Genomic DNA, 24926 nt, shown 5'->3' with positions numbered 1-24926 from the left:
AAATGACAAAGTCCATCAAAACAGCCGGAATGTTCCTGCTGATTGCCCTCACACTGATCGGTTGTGGTACCGAAAAAAAACAAAGCTTTCTAAAAGATGAACCAAGAAGAGCTGAAATCCTTTTCCTAGGTCATGACAGCAAGCACCATGATTCTGAAAAGCTCCTGCCTTATCTGGCACGGCCTCTCTTTCAAAAAGGAATCAACTTCACCTATACATCTGATCCGGATGACCTCAATGACGACAACCTTATGCATTATGATGGGGTCGCCATTTATGCCAATCATGACCATATCACTCCTTCTCAGGAAGCGGCATTGAAAAAATTTGTACAGAGTGGAAAAGGTTTTATACCCATCCATTCTGCTTCTTTTTGCTTCAGAAATTCGGACTGGTATGTACAGGCAGTCGGCGGACAGTTCAAATCCCATGGCACCGGCGATTTTACAGTGGATATCATTGCTCCTGATCATCCTATTATGGAAGGAGTAGGTGTCTTTGAAACATGGGACGAAACCTACATCCACAGTCAGATCAATCCTGACATGACTGTACTGATGGAAAGGGAGGAAGATGGGCACAGAGAACCTTGGACCTGGATCAGAAATGAAGGAGAAGGAAGGGTATTTTATACAGCTTATGGCCATGATGAAAGAACATGGTCCAAACCGGAATTTCACACACTGCTCACCAATGGGATCCTCTGGGCCATTGGAGATAAGGCAGCAGACTTGGTAGCCTCATTTGATATTCCCCAGCCTGAATTCAGAGATGCCGAAATCCCAAATTATGAAAGAAGAGATCCTGCTCCAAGATTTCAGCTGCCACTTTCACCGGAAGAATCCATGAAACTGGTTCAGGTACCGGTTGGTTTTGAGCTACAACTATTTGCTTCTGAACCGGATATCGTCAACCCTATGGCAATGTGCTGGGACGAAAAAGGCAGGCTTTATGTCATCGAAACAGAAGATTATCCCAATGAAGTCAGGCAGGAAGGCGGAAATGACCGAATCAAAATCCTGGAAGATACCAACGGAGATGGAAAGGCTGATAAAATCACGGTGTTCGCTGAAGGGCTCAATATCCCTACAAGTCTGGTTGCCGTCAACGGGGGCATTCTGATCTCCATGGCACCTGACTTTATTTTTCTCAAAGACACCAATGGGGATGGCAAAGCAGACCTAAGAGAAACAGTCATTACAGGATGGGGAAAAAGTGACACCCATGCAGGGCCCTCCAATCTGAAATATGGATTTGATAACAAAATCTGGGGAGTACTGGGGTATGCTGGATTCAAAGGTGAGGTTGACGGTAAAGAATTCAGTTTTTCACAAGGAATTTACAGATTTGACCCTGATTGGAAAAATATGGAATACATGGGGTCCACGAGTAACAACACCTGGGGTCTTGGGTTCACAGAGGACTTCAATGTTTTCATTTCCACCGCAAATGGACAGCACAGTGCATTTTTGGCTATGAGCAATGAATACATCAAAAGGCCCATCAGCGGAGGAATGAACAATGCCGTGTACGGTATAGACGGCCACTATGACATGCCACACCTAACACCTGCACTCAGGCAAGTGGATTTTCATGGTGGCTACACAGCTGCTGCAGGTCACAATTTTTATACAGCCCGTAATTTCCCCAAACAATACTGGAATAGGATAGCCTTTGTGGCCGAGCCCACAGGCAGGGTATTGCATAATGCAATCATAGAAAAAGAAGGTTCGGGATTCAAAGAAAAAAACGGATTCAACATCCTCGCTAGTTCAGACGAATGGTTTTCACCAGTACATGCAGAGGTCGGTCCTGACGGTGCACTTTGGGTGGCTGATTGGTATAATTTTATTATTCAGCACAATCCCACTCCAAAGGGTTTTGAAAATGGTCCTGGAAATGCCTACATCAACCCATTGCGTGATGCCAAGCATGGCAGGATTTATAGACTTGTCTATAAAGGCAATGATGATTATAAAAGCATGTCTTTATCCCCAGACAAAAATAAAGACCTGATAGCCGGACTCAAAAGTGACAACATGTTTTGGAGGCTTACCGCCCAAAGGCTGATCGTGGAAAACCAAAACACTTCAATTGTAAAGGATCTTTACAAACTCATAGAAGATAGAAAAACAGACGAGCTTGGCCTGAATACCCCTGCCATTCATGCTTTGTGGACCCTTCATGGACTGGGAAAATTAGATGGTTCTGATAGAGGAAGCATTCAGGTTGTTCAAAAAGCCCTAAACCACCCTTCTGCTGGAGTGAGAAAAGCCGCAGTTGATGTATTGCCTGCAACCGAAGAAAGTGTTAAGAAAATCGAGGCTTCCAAAATCCACCAGGATACAGATCTAAATGTCAGAAAAGCCGCATTCCAGAAAATCGCCCTGATAAAAGATTCAAAATCAACAGCGGAGTTTCTTTTCACCGCCAGTAAAGATGAAAGCAACGCCCAAGACAGCTACCTCCGTCAGGTGATTTTTGCAGGAGTACTTAACAACCCTTCCTACTTTGAAGAAAGGTTGGCAGAATTGATGCCTCGTGGCAAAGCAGATTCTGTTCTCACTCTTACGGATAGGATTGCAAAGAGCTTGGTTGAAGAAGAATACAACCTCGACAGACGGGCGCCTATAGCATTCCCTCCAAGTATCAAGGGTAAAGAAATCCATATCAGAGCTGAACTGGCCAAAGGTCCTGACGGACTCGAGGGGGTGATTGTCGCCCAAGGGAACAAGCAAAATGGATATGTGCTTTATGCAAAAGACGATGTGCTGAATTGGGTAATCAAACAGGATGGAAGATCTTTTAAGGTAGCTACACCAAAAGGGCTTCAAAGCGGTCTTTTTGCAGTCTATGCCAACCTGCTCAAAGACGGGAAAATGGAGCTCTTCATTGCTGGGGAAAAAATCGGGGAAACAAAAACCAAGGGGCTCTTTCCGGAGGACCTCGACCCATCCTATGTACGTGTGGGCAATGATTATGGTGGAGAAAATCAGGTAGGAGACTATCAAGGAGCATCTTGGCTACGAGGAAGAATGGCCAGAGAAAGCTTCATCAGTTTTATCAATCCGGAACTTGAACTCGACAGGCCAACAGCAGCCGAGGATGAAGGTGAGAAACCAAGTATCACAAGAGAAAATGCTGTCATCGTAAAAGTAGGAGTCATTCCCCATGAGATGAAATATGACGTGAGTAGCTTCAAGGTCAAAGCCGGACAGCCAGTTATCATAGATTTTGAAAACAGAGACTTTATGCAACACAACCTGCTGATCGGAAAAGTGGGATCATTGGAGAAGTTGGGGAAAGCTGCTGATGAAATGGCAAGAGACCCAAGAGGAGTGGAGAAGCATTATATTCCTGAAATTCCGGAAATCATTGCCTCCTCCAAATTGGTGGATCCCGACAATATGGAATCACTGATGTTTATTGCACCTACCACACCGGGAGAGTATCCTTTTGTCTGTACCGTACCGGGACACTGGAGTATTATGAATGGAAAAATGATCGTAGAATAAATCCTAGTTTAATGTCATTAAATGTAAGTTTTGGAGTAAGTACCTGGCTGTGGACTTCTCCATTCCAAAAAGACACCATCAGCCTTTTTGAAAAAATCAAAAAAATGGGTTTTGAAGCAGTAGAAATACCTGTGGAAGATCCTGCACTCATCGATATAAAAGACGTCAAGCATGCTTTGGAAAAATTGGAGCTCAAGGCTGTCATCTGTGGGGCTTTCGGACCAAGCAGGGATTTTACCCACGAGGATTCCACTTTTCACCAAAACTGCTTCGATTACCTAAGGGATTGCTTTGATATCAGCAATACCCTGGGGGCAAAATTTGTAGCAGGCCCTATGTATTCTGCTGTAGGAAAAGCCCGAAAGGTATCCGAAGAGCAGAAGAAAAAAGAATGGGACCTGGCTGTAACCAATCTTCATAAAGTCTGTCAGATCGCTGAAGCTGAAGGACAAGTGATTGCCATTGAATCCCTCAATAGGTTTGAATCAGATCTGATCAATACCACTGAGGAGCTCATGCATCTTGTCCATGACATCAACCATCCTGCTGCTAAAGTCCTGATGGACGGATTTCACCTGAGTATTGAAGAAAAAAACCTGGAAGAAGCCATCAAGATGGTAGGAGACAAACTGATCCATGTGCAGGTTTCGGAAAACCACAGGGGAATACCAGGTACCGGAATGACCGATTGGAAGGCATTTAGAAAAGGGCTGGAAGCTGTAAATTATCAGGGAGTAGTCTCTATAGAGAGTTTTACACCACATGTACAGGAACTTGCCGATGCTGTGTGCATCTGGAAACCACTGGCCAAGAGCCAGGACTATTTCGCGGAAGAAGGCCTGAAGTTTTTGAAAAATTGGGCTGATCATTAATCAAAATAACCACAATACACATGAGTAAAAAACAAATCAACATCGCCATCATTGGACTGGGTTTCGGGGCTGAATTTATCCCCATTTACCAAAAGCACCCCAATGCCAACATGTATGCCATCTGCCAAAGAAACGAACAAAAACTCAACGAAATCGGAGATGCCTTTGGAGTAGAGGTCAGGTATACAGATTACGACGAACTGTTAAAGGACCCCAACATTGATGCTGTCCACATCAATACGCCCATTCAGGCACATGCAGAACAGTCACTCAAAGCACTAAGGGCCGGAAAACACGTAGCCTGTACGGTACCAATGGCCACCACAGTAGACGAATGCCGTCAGATTGTGGAAGCCTGTCAGGAAACTGGCCTCACCTACATGATGATGGAAACTGTGGTATATAGCCGTGAGTTTCTTTTTGTAAAGGAAATGTACGAAAAAGGAGAACTCGGAAAGCTGCAGTTCCTCAGAGGAAGCCATCAGCAAGAAATGGCCGGATGGCCTGGGTATTGGGAAGGCCTGCCTCCTATGCATTATGCTACCCACTGTGTTGGCCCTGTTTTGGCCCTGCCGAAAGCTAAGGCTGAATACGTCTCCTGCTTTGGCTCTGGAAGAATTGACGAAAACCTTATTGAAAAATACGGATCTCCATTTGCCATAGAAACCTGTCATATCAAGCTGAAAGATTCAGATCTATCAGCAGAAGTCACCCGCTCACTTTTTAACACAGCACGACAGTACAGAGAGAGCTTTGACGTCTATGGATCCAAAAAATCATTTGAATGGACTTTGATCGAACATGAAGAACCTGTCATTCATACCGGTGAAACCCCAGAACGGGTGAAGGTTCCTGATTATGCCCATCTTTTACCAGATGAAATCGCATCATTCACCACCGCCGGAGTGTACGACTCTGATGACAACCAACACCTGTCCTTTATACAAGGAGCAGGACATGGAGGGTCACATCCGCACTTGGTGCATGAATTTGTGAGTGCCCTGATAGATGAAAGGGATCCTTATCCTAATGCCAAAGAATCAGCCAACATCACTTGTGTGGGAATTCTGGCCCATGAATCTGCCATGGAGGGAGGCAAGATCATTCCTTTGCCTGATTTTACATTTTAAAATTAAAATGGCCTGTTCTTCCACAGGCCATTTTTTTCAAATTAGAGAGTTGTTTTCAACGAAAGAGATGCCAAAGAGTATGCAGGTCTTGGGTTGATTGCAAGCTTGGGATATCAATAAAAGGTCTAGCTGAATAGTTGATGAAGTGTTTTAAAGTAGACATTACCAAGGTTAACATAAAAAAAGCCCTGCAAATGGATTTTGCAGGGCTTTTCATTTCTATAAATCCTAACTACCTGGCAGTTCCTGAATTGATCGTCTGTCCAAAAAACATGGCATTCATAAACAACTTATTGGTACCAAACCAGAAAGCCCTGAAATTTGGATTATCTACAAAACCAATGACCTTACCCCTGCCCTGCGCTGCCAATCTGATGGCTCCGGTATCCTTAAGTTCTTCAAGATTGGTCGGATGGACATAGCCACTGGCCAAAGGAGAGGAAGTATAGACCATAGGATTGGCATAAGGATTCCCTGCCGGCTCCATAAAAAGGTTTCCATTGCGGAAAGTGTAAAGCTCGGGTTTGGTGTATCCGTATCCTATGGGATGGGTTATATCCAGTTTGGCATTGAAAATGGCTCCTCCGGTCACTTTTGCGCCAGTAGCCCTGCTGTAATCTGCATAGCTTTTCTGAATGGTATCTGTGTCTTCCTCTTTGGAGTTTTTGAAAGAAAAAGAACCAATTCCATTGTTGTTCAACCAGGTCAAAGCGTATCCTCTGGCGATCAATGTTCCTCCACTGCTGACCCAATCCTTCAACTTATCAGCACCGCTTTTTCCCAGAGAATTGTAATTCCCATTGGGCATAACGATGACGTTGTACCGACTCAGGTCTACAGACCCTGACCTGTCTACAGGCAATAAGGTAGCCGGAATCTCAAAACGCTGATCCAGCAAATGCCAGGTTTCTCCGGCTTCAGCGCTACTGACACCACCTTCCACAAAAATAGCGACAACAGGTTTTTCAAGCACGTCTATGCTGGGCGATCCCACATTCACCCCTTTGGTATACCCTGTGCTGATGGCATGGATTTCTATTCCGCTTTCTTTGGCGATGCTTTGAAGATCCTCAAAGAAGCTTTCATCACTGACTTTACTTTGTCCTTTGGAAACCAAAATACTGCCTCTTCCCATCTTTACCCCTTCGGGTGTGGTGATTTCCTCATGGGCGACTCTGGTCAGGTAACCCTTATCCATTAAGGCATAAAGTGCCTTGGGAGCATAATACTCACCCCAAGCAAAAATATAACTGAACGCTCCTGATTCCCCTATCACTTTTCCTTCCTGTAGCTGAAGCCCCTTGGAGACTTTTTCCACACTAGCCAAGTTCAAAATCCTACTGCTCAGCGCCATAAAATCCAAATTGAAAGCCATAGGCATAGTCCAGGCAGACACATCGTAGAAAAGACTGTCTTCAAAAGTTGTCCTCGTCTCAAACATGGATTTGATCAACCTGTACTGTGGCTGATTGAGAGGAACAATAAAAGCCTTGTCCTTTTTGAATTCAACTCCATTGACTGTAATGTCTTCCTGAAGGCTAAACACTTCTGTGTCGTGCTGAAGTATCATATCTGCAAGGTGAAATGTCCTACCTGCATCCTCAGTGGCCCCAAAAATATAGGCCTTGTTCGAATCTTCTTCATACTCTGATTTTACCTGTCTGTAAAAATCCTTCATATAGGTATTCAACTCCACCCGCATTTCTTTTGCTGCCTCAAAGGAAGAAAGTGTGGTCACAAACTGATTTTTGATAGTAAAAGCAAAAGTCAAAGGACCGTAAATACTTTCCTGCACATGCCCTCTTGAAGAAGCCTGTTCAAACAAAATCCCTATTGATCCCTGAACGTCAGGATAAGTAGATCCTTTGCCGTAATAAAAATCATCAAAGCTTTCCTGACTGTAGTACAGGGAGCCGATTTTGTCCAAAAACTTAGCATGATACTGACCGATTTTCTCAGTCAAGGTAAAGTTCTTTTTGGGTGTCAAAGGATGGTTTCGGGCCGGAATGCCGGGCTGAAAGAAAAAAGTGGAATTGGTGCCCATCTCATGGTGATCCAACTGGATATTGGGATACCAATCCTGGAATTTGGCCACCCGGTTTCTGGACTCCGGATGTTGTGCAGGTAGCCAATCTCTGTTGAGGTCAAACCAGTAGTGGTTGGTTCTTCCTCTAGGCCAAGCTTCATTGAACTCCCTGCTGTTAGGATCTGCATTTAAGGTGTAACTTTTATGGGTATTTACCCAAGAAGCAAAGCGGTTTACCCCATCCGGATTCATGGCAGGATCCAGCAATATGACAATGTTTTCCAAATCATCTGCTACCTCATTGGCTGCTGCAAAATGGTATGCTGCCAAAAGGGCAGCGTTGACCGCGCTGGGTTCATTGCCATGGACAGAATACCCCGCCCACATCACCAAAGGAATATTTTCCAAGTCCACTGATGCATCAGGATCTCTCAGTTTTTTTCTTTCCTCCCTGATTTCATCAATCCTTCCATGATTTGCAGGGGAAGTAATGGTCAAAACCGTCTGTGGTCTCATTTCATAAGTCCTCCCAATGATTTCAAAAGTCACCCTGTCAGAAGCCTCTGCCACTGCTTTCATATAGTTGACCACCTGATCGTGGGTAGCATGCCAGTCCCCTACCTCAAAACCTAGGACTTCTTTTGGTGTAGGAACACTGGGGTCATATGTATAACCCTCTGGCAAGTAATCACTCAACTTGTTCTGTGCATTAGCCTGTCCGAGGATCAGCAGCATCAAGGTGACTAAGGAAAATAGTCTTGTATTCATAGCTTTAATGTCGTTTGGTTGTATTTAACTTAAAAAATCCGTTAATTTCGATAACTGCTAAAATAGCAGGAATTTGATAAGAAGCACAACACAATTATTATGATGGGTATGGTATTGGTTTTGGCTGTACTTTATAGCCTACTTACGATTTGGGCACTTTTGGACTTGTCCAAAAATACTGCTATCCAAAGATTTGACCGGATGCTTTTAGTGGCCATTGTTTTATTTTTCCACCCATTTGGCCCCTTTCTGTATTTCCATTTTGCGAAAAAACTTAAAAGAAAAACTATATTTCACAGACACTAAAACCCCTCAAACATGTTTGGATTAGGCATTATTGGATTGTTGATTTATGCATATACCATTTATGATGTGCTGACCAGTAATTTTGGTCCCGGAAATGAGAAAATTGTCTGGATCCTGGTCGTCATTTTCCTTCCCCTCTTAGGTACTTTGCTCTGGTTTTTGGTAGGTAAAAGGTCAGCTAGACAGTATTAGGCTAGCTTTTATCAATTTTCCACCTCTGATCAATGGGCAAGTGAATCGCGTGAAGAAGGCTTGTCCTCTCCTTGGGCAAATGTTTTGTCCAATGCTTCGTCCAAACTTGGATACCGGAATTCGAATCCTGTTTCCCTGATTTTCTTTGCCGAAACTTTATTGCCTCCCAAGACCATATTGGCCATTTCACCTAAAATGATCTTTAGGGCAAATGAAGGCACTCCTATATTGACAAAAGGCTTCCCTTTTCTTTTTGCTGCCTTTTCTGTGACCTGTGCATTGGTACTTGGGCTGGGAGCTACTGCATTGAAAGTCCCCTCTACATGTTCACTTTCGCAGGCAAAAACAAACATTCTGGCCAAATCTTCCACTTGAATCCAACTCATCCATTGTTGCCCCGAGCCAAGAGGAGCAGCAACTGGAGGCTTAAGCATCTCTACTAATGCCCCACCTTCCTTAGCAAGCACGATCCCTATCCGCAACATGGCCGTCCTCAAGCCCAACTTCTTGACTTTTTCCACTTCATCTTCCCAGGCTATGACCACCTGTGCCAAAAAATCATCACCCGCCGGGCTATTCTCCTCCATCAATTTATCCCCGGTATTGAATCCATAATAACCTACAGCAGATGCAGAAACAAATACTTCAGGTCTCTTTCCTGATTTTTCAATGTAATTTCTCAACAAAGCCGTGGACATGGTTCGGCTTTGCAGGATGTCTCTTTTTCTTTTGGCAGTCCATCTCTTATCGGCTACACTAGTACCCGCCAAGTGGATAACGGCATCTGCCCAATCTATGGCCTCAGCATCCATTTCCTGTTTATCTATATCCCAGACAAATGTCTTTTGGGATTTACCTCCCCCGCTTCGGCTCAGCCAAGCCACTTCATATCCTTTTCTTTCTAAAAGTGAGGTGATTTTCCTTCCTATGAGTCCTGAACCACCGGTAATCAAAATATGCTTCATCGCTTTCTTCATATTTAATAACAATCCTTAAGTTATGGCTTTGTTTGAGAATGTATAAAAAACCGCAGTTTTTTTATGGTTTTAGGCAAGAAAAGCTATTTTTGTCAGGATATTAGGTGATGGGGTGCCACCTTCAACCGCTTTTTTGAACAAGCTGATGACTCCTACTTCAACGGATTATTTTCAAAATCTAGACCTTTACTGTATATGTTGAAGAGGATATTAGGAGAATTAAAAGCAAAAGATTTTTTTCAAAAAGAATTTTTTCCAAGTGGTATTTTCACGGTCAAATGGTTGGTTATTGCTAGTTTGGTGGGATTTCTGGCCGGTTCGGCTTCAGCCTTTTTCCTAGTCGCGCTGGACTTCGTGACCAATTACCGGGAAGCCAACTTGTGGATCATCGCTTTATTGCCCCTTGGAGGGCTGATAATCGGTTGGACTTACCACAAATTCGGTGAATCTGTGGTGAAAGGAAACAATCAGCTTTTGGAGGAATTTTACAACCCGCAAAAAACAATCCCCCTGAGAATGGCTCCTTTGGTTTTATTTGGAACCATAGCCACCCACCTCTTTGGAGGTTCGGCAGGAAGGGAAGGCACAGCGGTTCAGATGGGAGGCGCCATCGCAGATCAGTTTACCAAATGGTTCAAACTCACCAAAGAAGACCGGAAAATACTGATCACCATTGGTGTTGCTGCCGGATTTTCCTCAGTTTTCGGAACTCCATTGGCGGGAGCTGTTTTTGCTTTGGAATGGCTGGTCGTCGGCCGAATACGCTATGAATCTATCCTGCCTGCCTTTCTTGGAGCCTATGTGGCCGATTATGCCTGCGCAGAATTTTGGAATGTCCATCACACCCATTATGAAATTTTGTCGGTGCCAGGTTTGGACATCCCCACCTTGCTGTGGATTATTCCTGCAGGAATATGTTTTGGATTGGCAGGAAGAATTTTTGCGAAAGCCACACATATCTGGTCCAAATTATTCAAAAACTACATTTCATACCCACCTCTGCGTCCTGTAATCGGTGGAGTGCTGGTAGCCCTCTTGGTCTGGGCGATGGGCACCACCAAATACATTGGTCTTGGTGTCCCGACCATCGTGGATGCTTTTACTGAAAACCTCCCTTGGTATGATTCATTTGTAAAAATTTTCATGACCTCCCTTACTTTAGGGGCAGGATTTAAAGGAGGAGAAGTAACGCCATTGTTTTACACAGGCGCGACTTTGGGCAATGCCCTTTCCGGGGTAATTCCGCTTCCTATGGCCTTATTGGCCGGAATGGGGTTCGTGGGTGTTTTTGCCGGAGCTACCAATACGCCTCTTGCCTGTACGCTGATGGGAATAGAGCTATTTGGCGCGGAGCCCGGGATTTTTATTGGAGTGGCCTGTGTACTAGCCTATATATTCAGTGGACATGCAGGGATCTATAATTCCCAGGTAATTGGCAGTCCCAAAAGCTTCAAAGCCAAAACAAGTAAAGGGAGGAAATTGGGGGAGTTGTAAGTGGCTTGGTCGGCTGACAAGAGTTATTAGGTTTTTGAGATTTAAAAAATTAACCTTAGTTTTAATCATAACAAACTATTGTTATATTACCCTTAGGTAAATCTATTTTTTATTTCAACCTGAGTTCATCATGTGAAAAATGAAACTCATTCAAGAATTAAAATAAATCAACTGCAGACAAAAGCAGAATGGAGATTTTTTGACAATGAAGAAGCAAAAGCAAACATTCTGCATGAAAATCATGTGAAGATTACGCAACATGAAATTGAGGCATGGGGCAACGAAATAAAAAAGAGGAATTGGGGATGGCAGCGGAATCTAATGAAACTTACCATTGATCATAAATGGCTAAATTATTTGCTTAGATAAATATTTTTAACATACATTTGTAAACTTAACTTAAAAGTGAAGCGTTACTTTGAAATAAAGGAATATATTAGTTTTGAAAAAACAAAATTCTATTCAATTCATGAAGTTGGAGAAGAGTTTTGCGAAACTGATAAATTCTTTTTACGATTCATAAACGAAAAGGAATACCTAGAAGATGTTCAAACCATTAAATATTGGATTGAAAAAATCGGAAGAGAATTTGGAGCGCTTGAAAGATATTTCAGACCCGAAAGAAAAGCCAACGCATTGCCAATACCACCACCAAAATCTAATTTGAGATTATATTGTTTACGTGTATCAGATGCAATTGTAATTCTCGGTAATGGAGGCATTAAGTCATCTAAGCTTGTTCAAAATAGCCCAGATGCATTACCTCATTTCAATTTGATGAATCTTGTTGCTTTTATTTTAAAAATGAAGAATGAAAATGACCAAACCTCTTTCCGAGAAAAAGAAATAGAAGGTGATCTTTCATTTTATATCAATCCATGAAACCCAATATGAGTAAGATCTTTGAATCAATCCAAATCAGTGATGAAGTGAAACGCTTTGTTGACCACTCATTCGATGTGGCTAATAAAATCCATGAACTATTGGAAAAGCAAGGCAAAACCCAAAGAGACCTTGCCTCTTTAATGGGTAAAAAAGAATCCGAAATCAGTAAATGGATGCAGGGAACTCATAACTTCACACTGAAAAGTATCGCAAAGATAGAGTCGGTTTTAGGTGAGAGCCTTTTTGAAGTATTAAAACCTGATGAAGTTAAAGTAAAAAAACAAGTGGCTGTTTTTTACAACAACTTCATGAAGCAAAATGAATTCTTATTTAAGAAGTCGGAGATTATAAATCAACTTCACCCAATCTCTACTGAATTCAAAAAAGTAATGGTTGGACCAAACCAATTGAATCAAAAAAGTGAAGTTGTAACTGGAGAAAGTAGTTTCTCAATGGCAGCATAACTATGGCAAACACATCCATAAAATTTGCAATCAAGTCTATCTCGACTGAGGAGTTTGCGACTATAAAAAATTGCTACAAGGAACAAGAAAATGTAGGAATAGAAACTGGTTATGGTTTTGGAATAAACCCTATTGAACATGCAGTATTTGTGAATTTCTCCCTAATGTTTAAATGCCAAGAAAACCCTTTCATCATCATGAAAGTATCTTGTGGTTTTTCAATAGAAGAAGAAGATTTTTTAAAATTCGAAAACAAAGAAAGAAACACAATAACTATCCCAAAAGGATTCTTAACGCACTTAACTGTTTTGACAATTGGAACAGCAAGGGGAATTCTTCATGCCAAACTTGATAAATCCGGTTTTGAACAATTTATCCTACCAACCTTGAATATTTCAGATATGTTTAAGGAGGATATGGAATTTGAATTAAGCAGCGATTAGGAATGTTTGTTTTGGTTAGTTTACCAAATTATACTTATGAAAAGCACCTATTACTTCATTGTTTATTCTCCAATTTCCGCTGCTACTCAAGAGCGGATCAACTTAGGGTTTTTAATGATAGGCGATCATGAAGAAAGGATGTTCAGGTATTCTCATAGAAAACTAAATTCAATCAATCAGCTTTTACTAATTTGTTAGCTTCAAGCAGTTCTTTCGGAAAATGAAAATCAACAAAAAAATTATTCTCCCCTCCCTATTTCTTCTATTACTCCCCTTTCTCACCTTCCCCCAAACCGACCTCTCCCAAAAAGTCCCTCTGGATCCTAGGGTAAAAAAAGGGACTTTGGCAAATGGACTTATTTACTACATCCAACAAAATCCCAAACCTGCCAATAAGGTGGAATTAAGGCTGGCTGTAAATGCAGGTTCAGTACTGGAAAAGGAAGACCAACGAGGCCTTGCACACTTCACCGAACACATGGCCTTTAATGGAAGTGAGCATTTCGAAAAAAACGAGCTTATCTCATACTTGCAATCCATAGGGGTTTCCTTTGGAGCGGACCTCAATGCCTATACTGGTTTTGACGAAACAGTGTATATCCTACCCATTCCTTCTGAGGACGAAGATAAGCTCAAAAGTGGTTTCCAGGTTCTTCGGGACTGGGCAGGAGGACTTTCCCTTTTGGAAGAAGACATAGATGCTGAGAGAAGCATCATTATAGAAGAGTGGAGAACCGGCCAGGGATATTCCCAAAGGCTACGGGATCAATTCCTTCCCAAATTGCTATATCAAAGTCAATATGCAGAAAGATTGCCCATAGGTGATATGGAGGTGATCAGAAATTTTGAGCATGAAACGCTAAGACAGTTTTACAGAGACTGGTACCGCCCCAACAACATGGCGGTAGTGGCTGTAGGCGATGCAGATCCCGAGAGGTTAGAACTTATGATAAAAGAATACTTCGAAGACCTTGAAAATCCGGTTGGATACCCGGAGCGGAAAACTTTTGAGGTTCCAGATCATGAGGAGACCTTTGTCAGTATTGTGACCGATGAAGAAGCCCCGGGCATACAAATACAGTTATTTTATAAGCACCCTCCGCTCCGTTTTGAGACCAAAGCAGATTTCAAAGCTTACCTAATCAGATTGATGTATGCCGGAATGCTTACCCAGCGCTTGGATGAGATCAGACAAAAACCTGATGCTCCCTTCATTTATGCAGGTACCAGCTATGGCAACTATGTAAGGAGTATGGACTATTTCAGTGCTTCAGCAGCTGTATCCCCAGATAAAATTGAAGATGGTATCATGGCCTTGATTCAGGAAAACCTAAGGGTAGCCCTTCATGGTTTTACGCAAGCAGAGTTGGACAGGGTCAAACGTGCCCTGCTCAATGCCTCCGAAAGGGCTTATAAGGAAATGGACAAAAACGAGTCCAGAAGTATTGTAGGACGATATGTCAATCATTTTCTCAAAGGAAATTTTGCTGAGGGAGAAGCTTGGAAATACGAATTTTATCAGGAAATCTTCCCAGAAATCCAATTGCAAGACATCAATGCGCTTGCCGATGAATTGGTCCCAGAGCAGAACAGGGTGATTATCATCAGCGCACCGGAAGATCAAAAAGACCAGCTCCCAAGTGAGGAGTCAGTCTTGGATTTATTTAAGCAGGCGGATAGGATGGAGCTTTTGCCCTATACAGAAAAAGAGTTGAGTGAATCTTTGATAGGAATACCCCCTACTCCGAAGCCTGTTCAAAACCAAAAACATATAGAAGAAGCCGGAGTACATGAAATACAGCTTTCCAATGGAGCTACTGTATTTTTAAAACCCACTGATTTCAAAAATGATGAAATTGTTTTTTCGATTCGAGGCAAAGGGGGCGTTTCTGTATATCCTGATGAGGACCATTACTCAGCCAGCTATGCCGGCGTAATGGTCAACATAATGGGTGTGGGAGATTTTTCACCGAGTGACCTTAGAAAAATTCTGGCCGGAAAGACAGTTTCAGTAACTCCAAATATCGGCACTTACGAACAGGACATTAGCGGATCATTTTCCCCAAAACAGTCTGAAGTGGCCATGCAGTTGATTCACCTCTATTTTACCCAGCCAAGAAAAGATCCGGAGCTTTTCGAAATCTACCTCAACAACCAAAAAACGCAGCTTAAAAGTGCTCAGGGGAATCCTGACTTCCAATTCTCCAAGCAACTGAACATGATCATCGCCAATGGAAATAAAAGAGCCATGGGCATATTTGATCCGGAGGAACTGGATAATATCAACATCAATAGAGGGCTTGAAATCTTTCAGGAGCGCTTCAACAATGCTGCTGACTTTGAATTCTTTTTTGCCGGAAACATTGACCTCGAGGAATTTCAACAACTTTTGGAAACCTATATTGCCACACTCCCTTCTGACCCAGTGCATCTGAGTGAAAGCAAGGATCTCGGCATAAGGCCTCCACGTGGAAGGTCTGAAAGTTTGCATATCGGTACTGATGAAAAAAGCCAGGTGATTCTTTTCTTTTCAGGGGAAACAAACTATTCAAGGGATAAAGCCCGTGACATCACCTATTTGGGCGAGATCCTAACGATCAAACTTATTGAGAACCTTAGAGAAGAGCTCGGTGGGGTCTATGGCGTAGGTGCAAGGGGCAGCCTTAGCCATGTACCTGTAGGACAATTCACTTTTTCAGTCAGCTTTCCTTGCAGCCCTGATATGGTAGAAGAACTTACTGATGCGGTCTGGAAGGAAATCAGGAAAATAGCTGAGAACGGACCTGAAACAGATGATTTACTAAAGGTCAAAGAAAAAAGAAGAATAGCTCTGGAGGAAAATCTAAAAAGAAATAATTATTGGCTTGCACAAATGATAGCCATTCGTGAACATGATCTTGACTGGAACAAAGTCAATACAGCATCCGAACACATTGAAGCCATCAATGAAGCTAGGATTCAGGAAGTAGCCAGAGAATTTCTGATTCCTGAAAATCTACTTGAAATCAAAAAATACCCCAAACCCAGAGAGGATAGCTAAACAAAATGTAAAATTGCAGGTCATTAGAGGTAAAGTAATAAGATGGATTTGAACTGGATTTGGAGTGGGATTGAGGAAGGCATAGCAGAAATGACCTGGATGGAAGGTGTGGCCGTATTTTTTGGAATAGCCAGTGTGATATATTCCATCAAAAAAAATATCCTTGTCTTTCCCACAGGCATGGTCAGCACGCTGATTTATGTGTACCTATGCTTCCAATATAGGCTTTACGCAGACATGGGCATCAATGCTTACTACTTTGGCATGTCTGTGTATGGCTGGTATTTGTGGAGCCGTCCTCCCGGCGAGAGGGAAGAATTACCGGTTACTTGGTTGAGCAAAAAAGGGATTTTTCAATCAATAGGCTTATTTTTCATGTCCTATATTGCTCTCTATTTAGTTTTAGAAAATTTTACTGACAGCGATGTTCCTTATTGGGATTCCTTTACCACTGCTTCGGCCTTTGTAGGGATGTGGCTGATGGCTAAGAAAAAGGTGGAAAACTGGATTGCATGGATCATTACTGACATTGTTTCTGTACCATTGTATTTTTACAAAGGTCTTACCTTGACATCTTTCCAGTTTTTGTTTTTTACAGTCCTAGCTACAATTGGTCTAATAGAATGGGTCAAAACTGCCAAAAAAGAAGAAAAGGCCTATGCTTAGAAAAGTGGGCATTATAGGCCCTGAATCTACCGGGAAAAGCACTTTAGCCAAGGATTTGGCCCAATATTATGGATGTCCATGTGTCCCTGAATTTGCTCGGGAATACATAGAGAAACTGGATCGCCCATATGAATACACGGATCTGGAAAGGATAGGCAGAGGACAAATAGAGCTTGAAGACCAAAAAGCAAAAGATGCCAGAGGCTTATTGATCTGTGATACAAACCTACAGGTGATCAAAGTTTGGAGTGAGCACAAATATGAAAAAGTCTCTGAATGGATACTTGAAGAGATCCAAAAAAGACGTTATGACCTCTATTTACTGACTGACATTGACATGCCATGGGAGGCCGACCCACAGCGGGAGCATCCTGATCCTCAAATGAGAAAGTATTTTTTTGAGGTTTATAAAAATCACATTGTACAGACTGGAATCCCTTTCAAAATCATTTCTGGCAATCCTACACAAAGAAAAACCTCATCTACTGCTTTTATCGACACAATTTTAAGGTAATTTAACATCTACTAATCAATGGAATAAGTGTTAAAAAACTTTGAATGGGAAATAATTCCCTATCTTTGATAAGAATGTATAGCGATCGCCCAGCTTGTTTTCCATTCATTATCATCAAATTTCAAATTACAATTACATTTAATGCGTCCCCCCAGATTTAATGCAGCATCCTCCTTTCATTCAGATTTGAAAGGCAGGGTAAAAGATTATTTTTCCCAGAAAAACATCAAGCCCACCGGAAACACCCACTTGTATTTCAAAGCCATTCTTATGGTTCTGCTTTATATGGCAGTGTACATTCATCTAGTCTTTTTTACACCATTTTGGGCCATAGCCCTACTTGAAGCCATCTTACTTGGAGCACTTGCAGCAGGAATTGGCTTCAATGTGATGCATGATGGTGCCCATGGAAGTTTCTCCAGCAAATCCTGGGTCAATGAACTCGCAGGGGTTACGATTAATTTTCTTGGTGCCAATGTCTTCATGTGGAAAACCAAACACAATGTAGTACACCATTCCTTCACCAATGTAGATGAAGTGGATGATGACATGAATGCCCGTCCCTTGCTGAGACTTTGTCCCAACCAGAAAAAATATAAAATACATAAATTCCAACATAAGTATTTTCTGATGGTTTATTCCATCCTCTACATCTATTGGGTGTTCTTTACAGATTACAAAAAATACATTACAAAAAAAGTTGGCCAGACTCCTATAGCCAAAATGAGTGCTAAGGAACATTTTGTATTCTGGGGTTTCAAAGCACTTCATTTGGTTTTATTCGTGGCAATACCCATTTACACAGTTGGATTTTCTGCATGGTTAATTGGCTTCTTGGCTTATGGTATAGCGACAGGCCTGTGTTTGAGTGTAGTTTTTCAGCTTGCACACTCTTTAGAAGAAACAGAATTTCCTATGCCTGACGAAACCACCAACAAATTGGAAAATGACTGGGCGGTACATCAGCTGAAAACCACTGCCAACTTTGCAACAAACAATAAAGTCCTTTCTTGGATGATAGGAGGCTTGAATTTCCAGATAGAACATCACCTTTTCCCAAACATTTCGCACATCCATTATCCAGCCATCAGTAAAATCATAAAAGAAACCTGCGAAGAGTATAATATCAACTACTTGGAGCATCCCAAAATGCGGTTGGCATTCGCCTCGCATGTAAGACACCTGAAACATTTAGGACTGAATTAAGTCCCCCACAAAAAGACCTGAAAATCCATTCAGGTCTTTTTTTTGTTTACAGAGATTTTCTGAGGCCTTACTTTTTGCTTCATACGCTTTTCAGACTACCTTTGTGGCCAAGATCATGAGGGGTGCCTTAATACATCAGGCTGAGATCATACCCACAATACCTGATCCGGGTAGTGCCGGCGAAGGGAAATGAGTAACCAAAGTATAAGAAATTCAAAGTCAAGTTTTGGGGTTGCATATATCCTCCCTTTTACATGCCTTCTGTTTTCCTTTATTCTTCGGTTTGGGTAAACAATGAACGAAAATCTCCCCTTGATTTTCTGATGTTTAACCGAAATCCGGAATTCCGGAATCAAAAATCAACATGAAACATTATTTATGCCTATTGAGCTTTTGTCTATTGGCATTCACTGCTACAGCCCAATCCAATTTACGAGGAGTGGTCAAAGACAATAGCGGAGAAGTCCTCGTTGGAGCCAATGTTATCCTTACAGGAACCGGTCGTGGATCTACTACAGACCTGGATGGTAATTTCAATATAAGAAATATCCCCAGCGGCAATTTCACCCTTAGGGTGAGTTATTTGGGTTTTGAACCCTTCACGAAAGAGGTAAGCATCCCAGCCTCAGAAAACCTAGAGATTACACTTCAGTCAAGTAGTCTGTTAACGGAAGAATTTATCGTATACGCAACCAGAGCGACTGATAGGACACCTACCACTTTTACCCAAGTAGATAAGTCGGATATAGCGAAGCTCAACCTTGGTCAGGACATACCTGTTCTTCTGAATTTTACACCCTCTGTGGTCAGCTTTTCAGATGCAGGAGCCGGTGTTGGATATACAGGACTGAGAATCCGAGGTTCCGACCAGACAAGAATCAACGTAACAGTCAACGGTATTCCTTTAAATGACGCGGAATCACATGGAGTTTTTTGGGTAAATATGCCCGACTTTGCATCCTCTGTGGACAACATTCAGATCCAAAGAGGTGTGGGAACATCCACCAATGGTGCGGCTACTTTTGGTGCCAGCCTCAATATACAGACAGACACCAGACAGGAAGAAGCTTATGGAGAAGTGGACAATTCATTTGGCTCATTCAATACCAGAAGACACATGGTCAAGGTGGGTTCAGGCCTAATCAATGACAAATGGGCATTTGATGCCCGTCTTTCACAGATCACTTCAGATGGTTATATAGACCGTGCTTCTTCAGATTTGAGATCGTACTTTCTTTCCGGAGGTTACTATGGAGAAAACCATGTGGTAAAACTCAATGTCTTTTCCGGTGCCGAAGTTACCTATCAAGCCTGGGAAGGGGTACCTGAGGCACTGCTTGAAACCAACCGTACTTTCAACCCATACACCTACGACAATCAGGTGGATAACTACAGGCAGACACATAATCAACTCATTTATACCGGGCAGTTTGGCCCCAATTGGAAAGCCAATGCAGCTTTGCATTATACCTACGGAAGGGGATTTTATGAGCAGTTTAGAAGAAATGACAGACTGAGCAACTATGCCTTGCCGCCGGTGGTGATCGGAGACCAAAGCATTGCCAGGATGGACATCATCAGAAGAAGGTGGCTGGACAATGATTTCTATGGTGCCGTTTTCTCCCTTAACTACATCTCAGACGACAAAAAACTGGATGCCGTCATAGGAGGGGGTGCCAATCGGTATGATGGAGACCATTTCGGAGAGTTGATTTGGATGCAATATGCCGCCGATGTGAATATCAGGGACAGGTACTATGACAACAAAGCCACCAAAGATGACTATAACATCTACGCCAAAGCCACTTATGAGGCCTTGGATGGACTTTACCTCTTTGGAGATCTCCAATACCGAAGAATCGACTACAGCTTTGATGGAATCAACAATGACCTTAGGGATATCTCGGGTGAAGTGAATTTCAACTTCTTCAATCCGAAATTTGGATTTACCTATCAAAAAGACCCCAACAAAACCTGGTATGCTTCTTATGCCGTAGCAAACAGAGAGCCGGTCAGAAGGGACTTTACTGACAGCCCTATTGTGGACAGGGCTCCACAGTCAGAAAACCTACAGAACATCGAGGCCGGCTATAGAGGTCAAGGTTCGGGCTTCACTTATGCTGCCAATCTTTATTACATGAACTACAGAGACCAACTTGTACTCACAGGCCAACTTAACGATGTAGGTGCTTATGTAAGAGACAATGTGGATAACTCTTATCGTGCAGGAATTGAGCTTGAAGGTGCTTATCAACTTTCCAGTAAATTTACCATAGGTGGAAACATTGCCTTCAGCAGAAATAAAATCGAGGAGTTTTTGGAGTATCTTGATGATTATGCCGCAGAAACATTTACTCAAGAGGTAATTGTCCACAATGATACAGATATCGCATTCTCTCCCAACATCGTCGGTGCAGCTATCTTGGACTACCGACCGATCAAAAATCTTGAAATCAGTCTACTCAACAAATACGTAGGAAGCCAATACTTGGATAATACGCAGAACGAAAATCGAAAGCTTGACGCTTTCTGGACCACAGACCTCAGACTCAATTATGCCATGAGACCGAGATTTGTCAAAAATCTTGAATTCACCTTACTGATCAACAATATTTTCAATCAGTTGTATGAACCAAATGGCTATACCTTCAGCTATTTTTTGCCGGCTGAGGGTGCTACTGGAAGAGAATTGGTGACGGAAAACTTCTACTATCCTCAGGCCGGAACCAACTTTCTTGCCGGCGTGAAGATCCTGTTTTAATCGAAAAGGCCCCGTGTATCTATTTCCGGGGCTTTTTTTAGTTTCTGATACCTTCTGCAAAAAAATTCTTGACCCACAAGGTCCTACTGATCAAATTGACGGCATTCAGGATGTCATAAACATTTTTGGGAACAAAAGGAGAAAGAGAAATCCTGAAATGACCGTTTTTATCCTTTTGTACTTCCAAGTCAAAACTGTGCTGAAGATCCAATAGCTCTTTAGGGAAAAAAACTGCATTCTTTACCGGGGAGCTTAGCTTTGGCTTGATTCCAAACCTCAGCTTTTGACTTAGAAACCTTTGCTGTGGAAGGCTTTCCTTAAAGTTTCTCTCCTGAATGATCAGGTTGGATTTTTTTAAAAATTTGGGATTAAATTGATGGGTAAGTTCAAGGCCACCTTTGATCAATGTATACCTCATCTCTTCCTGAAGGCTATAGTTGACAGTAAGGTTGTTTTTGATGCCTAAAAACTTCCAGAGATTATCTATTCTGCGAAGCTCCATTTAGCGGTTATTTTGGGTTATCGATGAGCCTGAAGAAGTCTACTAAAGTCACCCTTAGCGCCTCTCTTTCTTTTTCATTATCCAGAAGGGGAATCCAGTCTTCCTCACTTTTAATTTCAAAATACGTATTTTCTATCGCCAACGGATAAAATTCCAGCGCAAATTCATAATGCGCCATCTTATCGCCACCATAAAAGGTTATTTCACCGCCTTCTCCGGTTTCCTGATGCCGGTGCCTGATCACAATAGGAAACCCATCCGGAAAGGGTTCAACAAAAATATAAGCCTCATCTTTGACCCTATTGAGCAAGATCATAAAATTAAAATGGGCCTGATCAGACTTGGTTCTTTTACCATGTCTGTACAGGTTCATCTTGGCATCATCCCTCCCCTCTCTATCATACTGCGGTGCCCTCAGGTTTTTGAAATAAATCCTGTTGGAATCAGGAACCCTAAGCACTGAATCAAACTCCCCACTATTGTCAGCTCTTTTCTCATTGAAAAAAGATAAGACAAACACAAAAAGTATGGAGCCGATTCCAAAGATTTTCAGAATCCGGATCATTTCGGGAGAAAAGCTGTCCGTACTGCTTGAAGGCATCTGTGATATTTTTAAACAGATAACAGACATCTACCGGATATGGTTTGGCTTTGGAAATTTACTCCTGTAGATTAATGTACATAAGAACCGGCATTGATATCTATGGTACTGCCAGTAGCATGGTCTGCCAGACCCGAACAGAGAAGAGCAACCATAGGAGCGATATCTTTGGGCTCTGTAAGCTCATTTAGGGCTATGTCATTGAGCGCATACGCTTCCCCGTACTGATCCATAAAATCCTGCGCCATATCTGTCCTTGTAAATCCTGGAGCTATGATAAATGCTTTGATTCCTGCTTTGCCGTAGTACCGCGCAATTGATCGTGTATAACTCACTATCGCAGCTTTGGAGGCAGCATAAGCAAGGTAGTCCGGAGTATCTCCTCGGAATGCTGCTCTAGAAGAAATGTTGATAACTCTTCCATTTCCATTACTCACAGCATGTTCAATAAACTCCTTAGTAATGATGGCCAGTGCATTGATATTGACATTCATTGTCTTCAACCAAGCGTCCGTCCAATCCTCTGTTGGTGCATCGTCAGGGATGGATATGGCTATACCGGCATTGTTGATAATTGCATCAATTTTGCCATAGGTTTCAGTCAGTCCCTTTAGCCATCCTTTTACTTTTTGCAGATCTGAAAGATCACAGGGAACCAGATTACTCTTTCCAGCTAATGATTCCTGAAGTTTTTTGGCCTCCGCATGGTTTTGATTGTAGTGGAGCAACAACTCCGCACCTGATGTGGATAACTGCTCAGCAATGCCTTTACCAATACCTCTTGAGGCACCTGTAACCAAGATTCTCTGTCTTTCCAATGAAATTTTCATGACAATAAAGTTTATAATTTTTGGGGTAATTTAAACAAAATACCATCGTCCGCAGATAGTTATCCACAAAGAGCTGAAATCAAATTTTCAAACCAAAAAACCTACTGCCTCCATGGACAATAATTCCACCCTTTTCATAAAATCCGGATGCAATGGATTTAGAAGGAGGTTGTGTTCCTGAGGGTAATTGACCAAAGGGGTCCTGCATGAAGGAACTTTAAGGGCTACAGTATCCATTTGGCGTGCCCAGTAGCTCCCCAAATGCTGTGTACTTTTGGGATGTGGTTTTTGTGCCCAGTTTTCAGGAAGATCAGAGATATCCACAAATGGAGCTTCAGTTTTTACTTCAAAAACCACCAAAGACCATTGGCTTTGTGTCACCACCGGCCCTCTGATACTCAGTAATTCAAGGAAATTCAAAGAGGTGTAGCTGCAGGCATATATTACTGGAGTGCCATAAAGATTCCATCTGCCAGACCCAGGACCATAACCCAATGGCATCCTTCCCGGTAAATCTTCTATCAGTCTGAAATATTTCAATTTGGATAAGTCAAAATACAGCCCCCCAAGACATAGCATCCAAGGCTTGATCAACTAAGTCTATGCCCCGTGGATGCAATAAGATATCCACAGGCTTTTGAGCGCCTAAAGCCTCATTGATGGTGTGAAGCCAAGTGGAAAACAATTCTTCTGTACCAAATATGCGAATGCCTTTTGCAACGATCTTGTCCATGTCTTTGATACTTTTGGTAAGCAACTTAGTCAATAAGCGATCTTCCTTTTTCCAGCGGACCAATGTACTCGGATCTACCTCCATCAATACAGCAATTTCTGCTTGGGTATATTGAAAGTAATTAAACAAAACCATAGTCTCAGATAGACGAAATCGCTCCTCTACCAAAGACGGCTCTGCAACTGTAGCGTATTCTAAATCTTGCTTGAAAAAATATTGCTCCTCACTACCCTCCTGAAAGGATGAGTTAACCTGACTTTCGGTAAGTCGTGAGGGAAATGAATATTTTTTAGATGAATACACCATACACAAATTTAACAAGATTATTTTAATTACAAATATTTTTTATTGCATTTGCAATCATTTGAGTATTTCTCGAATCTGATAATCCTGCAGGTTACAGTTGATCCATGCTCCATCCAGATCAGCCCCGTATTTTTTATAAAAATTGATGGCTGGCTCATTCCAGTCCAGCACTTGCCAGGTCATTCCAGAACACCCTTCATCCAGACATTTTTGCATGGTTTGATCAAAAAGCAACTTACCTGCCCCATTCCCTCTCTCTGATTCAGTTACCACAATATCTTCGAGATAGAGTCTTTTTCCTTTCCATGTACTGTATCTGTAATAGTAAATGGATATCCCGACTATTTCACGCGACTCATTCTTTTCGGCAACAAAAAACCCAAAAACCGGATTTGGGCCGAATCCGTCCTGCTCCATTTTTGCTACTGTGTTGATAACCTCTTCCGGCGCCTTTTCATAGACTGCCAGTTCATTGACCAATTCCAATACTCTTGGAAGGTCTTCAATTTCTCCTTTTCTGATTGTATACATGTTTTAAAATTATCAATAATTGTCAAAAATTACTTGAATGAATGGTTTGAGCGGTCTTATTTGATAAAGAAATGTTGAGCATGAAAATCTGATTTATTGAATTTTCATAATCCTGGTTAGCCATTACGGATATTTATCTTAAAAATTTCATATAGGTTTTGAGT

General features: G+C 42.1%; 22 protein-coding genes and 2 riboswitches. Of the genes, 14 read left to right on the top strand and 8 right to left on the bottom strand.

All coding sequences use genetic code 11. The features are described 5' to 3' along the window. Window positions 1-29 precede the first annotated feature (29 nt). The 3 genes from EGN73_RS07760 to EGN73_RS07750 are packed head-to-tail and all read left to right on the top strand — an operon-like array spanning window position 30 to window position 5517. A complete protein-coding gene (locus EGN73_RS07760) occupies window positions 30-3515 on the top strand; it encodes a PVC-type heme-binding CxxCH protein (protein WP_425515022.1) in 3486 nt (1161 codons plus the stop codon). 11 nt (window positions 3516-3526) lie between these two features. Further along, complete coding sequence (locus tag EGN73_RS07755) at window positions 3527-4387, top strand: sugar phosphate isomerase/epimerase family protein (protein ID WP_219288023.1); 861 nt, start codon at window positions 3527-3529, stop codon at window positions 4385-4387. Between the two features lie 20 nt (window positions 4388-4407). Then, a complete protein-coding gene (locus EGN73_RS07750) occupies window positions 4408-5517 on the top strand; it encodes a Gfo/Idh/MocA family protein (RefSeq protein WP_219288021.1) in 1110 nt (369 codons plus the stop codon). A 232-nt stretch (window positions 5518-5749) separates the two neighbouring features. Here the strand turns inward: EGN73_RS07750 and EGN73_RS07745 are convergent, their stop codons facing one another. After that, the gene (locus tag EGN73_RS07745; RefSeq protein ID WP_219288020.1) at window positions 5750-8311 is read right to left on the bottom strand and encodes a M14 family metallopeptidase; all 2562 of its coding nucleotides are present in this window, start codon (window positions 8309-8311) and stop codon (window positions 5750-5752) included. Between the two features lie 318 nt (window positions 8312-8629). On the opposite strand from EGN73_RS07745, the gene EGN73_RS07740 reads away from it, so the two are divergent. After that, entirely contained in the window at window positions 8630-8809 is a 180-nt protein-coding gene (locus tag EGN73_RS07740) for a PLDc N-terminal domain-containing protein (RefSeq protein WP_219288018.1), read from the top strand. A 29-nt stretch (window positions 8810-8838) separates the two neighbouring features. On the opposite strand, the gene EGN73_RS07735 is transcribed toward EGN73_RS07740, so the two are convergent. Continuing rightward, window positions 8839-9774 (bottom strand): TIGR01777 family oxidoreductase, encoded by a 936-nt coding sequence (locus EGN73_RS07735; RefSeq protein WP_219288439.1) that lies wholly within the window; start codon window positions 9772-9774, stop codon window positions 8839-8841. Window positions 9775-9880: 106 nt separating this feature from the next. Then, window positions 9881-9948, top strand: a riboswitch (Fluoride riboswitch). A gap of 33 nt (window positions 9949-9981) precedes the next feature. On the opposite strand from EGN73_RS07735, the gene EGN73_RS07730 reads away from it, so the two are divergent. From EGN73_RS07730 to EGN73_RS07685, 10 genes are all read left to right on the top strand, one after another. Continuing rightward, complete coding sequence (locus tag EGN73_RS07730; RefSeq protein ID WP_219288016.1) at window positions 9982-11280, top strand: voltage-gated chloride channel family protein; 1299 nt, start codon at window positions 9982-9984, stop codon at window positions 11278-11280. 132 nt (window positions 11281-11412) lie between these two features. Beyond that, entirely contained in the window at window positions 11413-11649 is a 237-nt protein-coding gene (locus tag EGN73_RS07725; RefSeq protein ID WP_219288014.1) for a hypothetical protein, read from the top strand. A 36-nt stretch (window positions 11650-11685) separates the two neighbouring features. After that, window positions 11686-12162: a hypothetical protein gene (locus tag EGN73_RS07720; protein WP_219288012.1), complete on the top strand. Its 477-nt coding sequence runs from the start codon at window positions 11686-11688 to the stop codon at window positions 12160-12162. Next, on the top strand, window positions 12159-12629 hold the full coding sequence (locus EGN73_RS07715) for a helix-turn-helix domain-containing protein (protein ID WP_246611503.1): 471 nt from the start codon (window positions 12159-12161) through the stop codon (window positions 12627-12629). Before EGN73_RS07720 ends, EGN73_RS07715 begins: the two co-directional genes overlap by 4 nt. Before the next feature lie 2 nt (window positions 12630-12631). Beyond that, window positions 12632-13072: a hypothetical protein gene (locus EGN73_RS07710; RefSeq protein ID WP_219288010.1), complete on the top strand. Its 441-nt coding sequence runs from the start codon at window positions 12632-12634 to the stop codon at window positions 13070-13072. Between the two features lie 220 nt (window positions 13073-13292). After that, the gene (locus EGN73_RS07705; RefSeq protein WP_219288008.1) at window positions 13293-16112 is read left to right on the top strand and encodes a M16 family metallopeptidase; all 2820 of its coding nucleotides are present in this window, start codon (window positions 13293-13295) and stop codon (window positions 16110-16112) included. Window positions 16113-16154: 42 nt separating this feature from the next. Then, window positions 16155-16778, top strand: coding sequence for a nicotinamide riboside transporter PnuC (gene pnuC, locus EGN73_RS07700; RefSeq protein WP_219288006.1), 624 nt, complete (start codon window positions 16155-16157; stop codon window positions 16776-16778). Beyond that, window positions 16771-17292 carry an AAA family ATPase gene (locus EGN73_RS07695; RefSeq protein ID WP_219288004.1) on the top strand — a complete coding sequence of 174 codons (522 nt, stop codon included), beginning with the start codon at window positions 16771-16773 and terminating at the stop codon, window positions 17290-17292. The genes pnuC and EGN73_RS07695 overlap by 8 nt, the downstream gene beginning before the upstream one ends. A 141-nt stretch (window positions 17293-17433) precedes the next feature. Further along, complete coding sequence (locus tag EGN73_RS07690; protein ID WP_219288002.1) at window positions 17434-18498, top strand: fatty acid desaturase family protein; 1065 nt, start codon at window positions 17434-17436, stop codon at window positions 18496-18498. Between the two features lie 108 nt (window positions 18499-18606). After that, window positions 18607-18703, top strand: a riboswitch (TPP riboswitch). Between the two features lie 159 nt (window positions 18704-18862). Next, complete coding sequence (locus tag EGN73_RS07685; RefSeq protein WP_219288000.1) at window positions 18863-21259, top strand: TonB-dependent receptor; 2397 nt, start codon at window positions 18863-18865, stop codon at window positions 21257-21259. Window positions 21260-21296: 37 nt separating this feature from the next. Here the strand turns inward: EGN73_RS07685 and EGN73_RS07680 are convergent, their stop codons facing one another. From EGN73_RS07680 to EGN73_RS07655, 6 genes are all read right to left on the bottom strand, one after another. Next, entirely contained in the window at window positions 21297-21761 is a 465-nt protein-coding gene (locus EGN73_RS07680) for a hypothetical protein (protein WP_219287998.1), read from the bottom strand. A 7-nt stretch (window positions 21762-21768) separates the two neighbouring features. Further along, window positions 21769-22362, bottom strand: coding sequence for a hypothetical protein (locus EGN73_RS07675; RefSeq protein WP_219287996.1), 594 nt, complete (start codon window positions 22360-22362; stop codon window positions 21769-21771). Window positions 22363-22433: 71 nt separating this feature from the next. Next, on the bottom strand, window positions 22434-23192 hold the full coding sequence (locus EGN73_RS07670; RefSeq protein WP_219287994.1) for an SDR family NAD(P)-dependent oxidoreductase: 759 nt from the start codon (window positions 23190-23192) through the stop codon (window positions 22434-22436). An 87-nt stretch (window positions 23193-23279) separates the two neighbouring features. Then, a complete protein-coding gene (locus tag EGN73_RS07665; protein WP_219287992.1) occupies window positions 23280-23732 on the bottom strand; it encodes an RES family NAD+ phosphorylase in 453 nt (150 codons plus the stop codon). Between the two features lie 10 nt (window positions 23733-23742). Further along, entirely contained in the window at window positions 23743-24231 is a 489-nt protein-coding gene (locus EGN73_RS07660) for an antitoxin Xre/MbcA/ParS toxin-binding domain-containing protein (RefSeq protein ID WP_219287990.1), read from the bottom strand. Between the two features lie 54 nt (window positions 24232-24285). Continuing rightward, a complete protein-coding gene (locus tag EGN73_RS07655; RefSeq protein WP_219287988.1) occupies window positions 24286-24762 on the bottom strand; it encodes a GNAT family N-acetyltransferase in 477 nt (158 codons plus the stop codon). Between the last annotated feature and the right edge of the window lie 164 nt (window positions 24763-24926).

The sequence above is a fragment of the Arthrospiribacter ruber genome (assembly GCF_019343195.1).
In the GTDB taxonomy this organism is placed as follows: Bacteria; Bacteroidota; Bacteroidia; order Cytophagales; family Cyclobacteriaceae; genus Arthrospiribacter; species Arthrospiribacter ruber.
The sequence above is the reverse complement of the archived record's forward strand: the minus strand, read 5'-3'. Positions and strand labels throughout refer to the sequence as shown.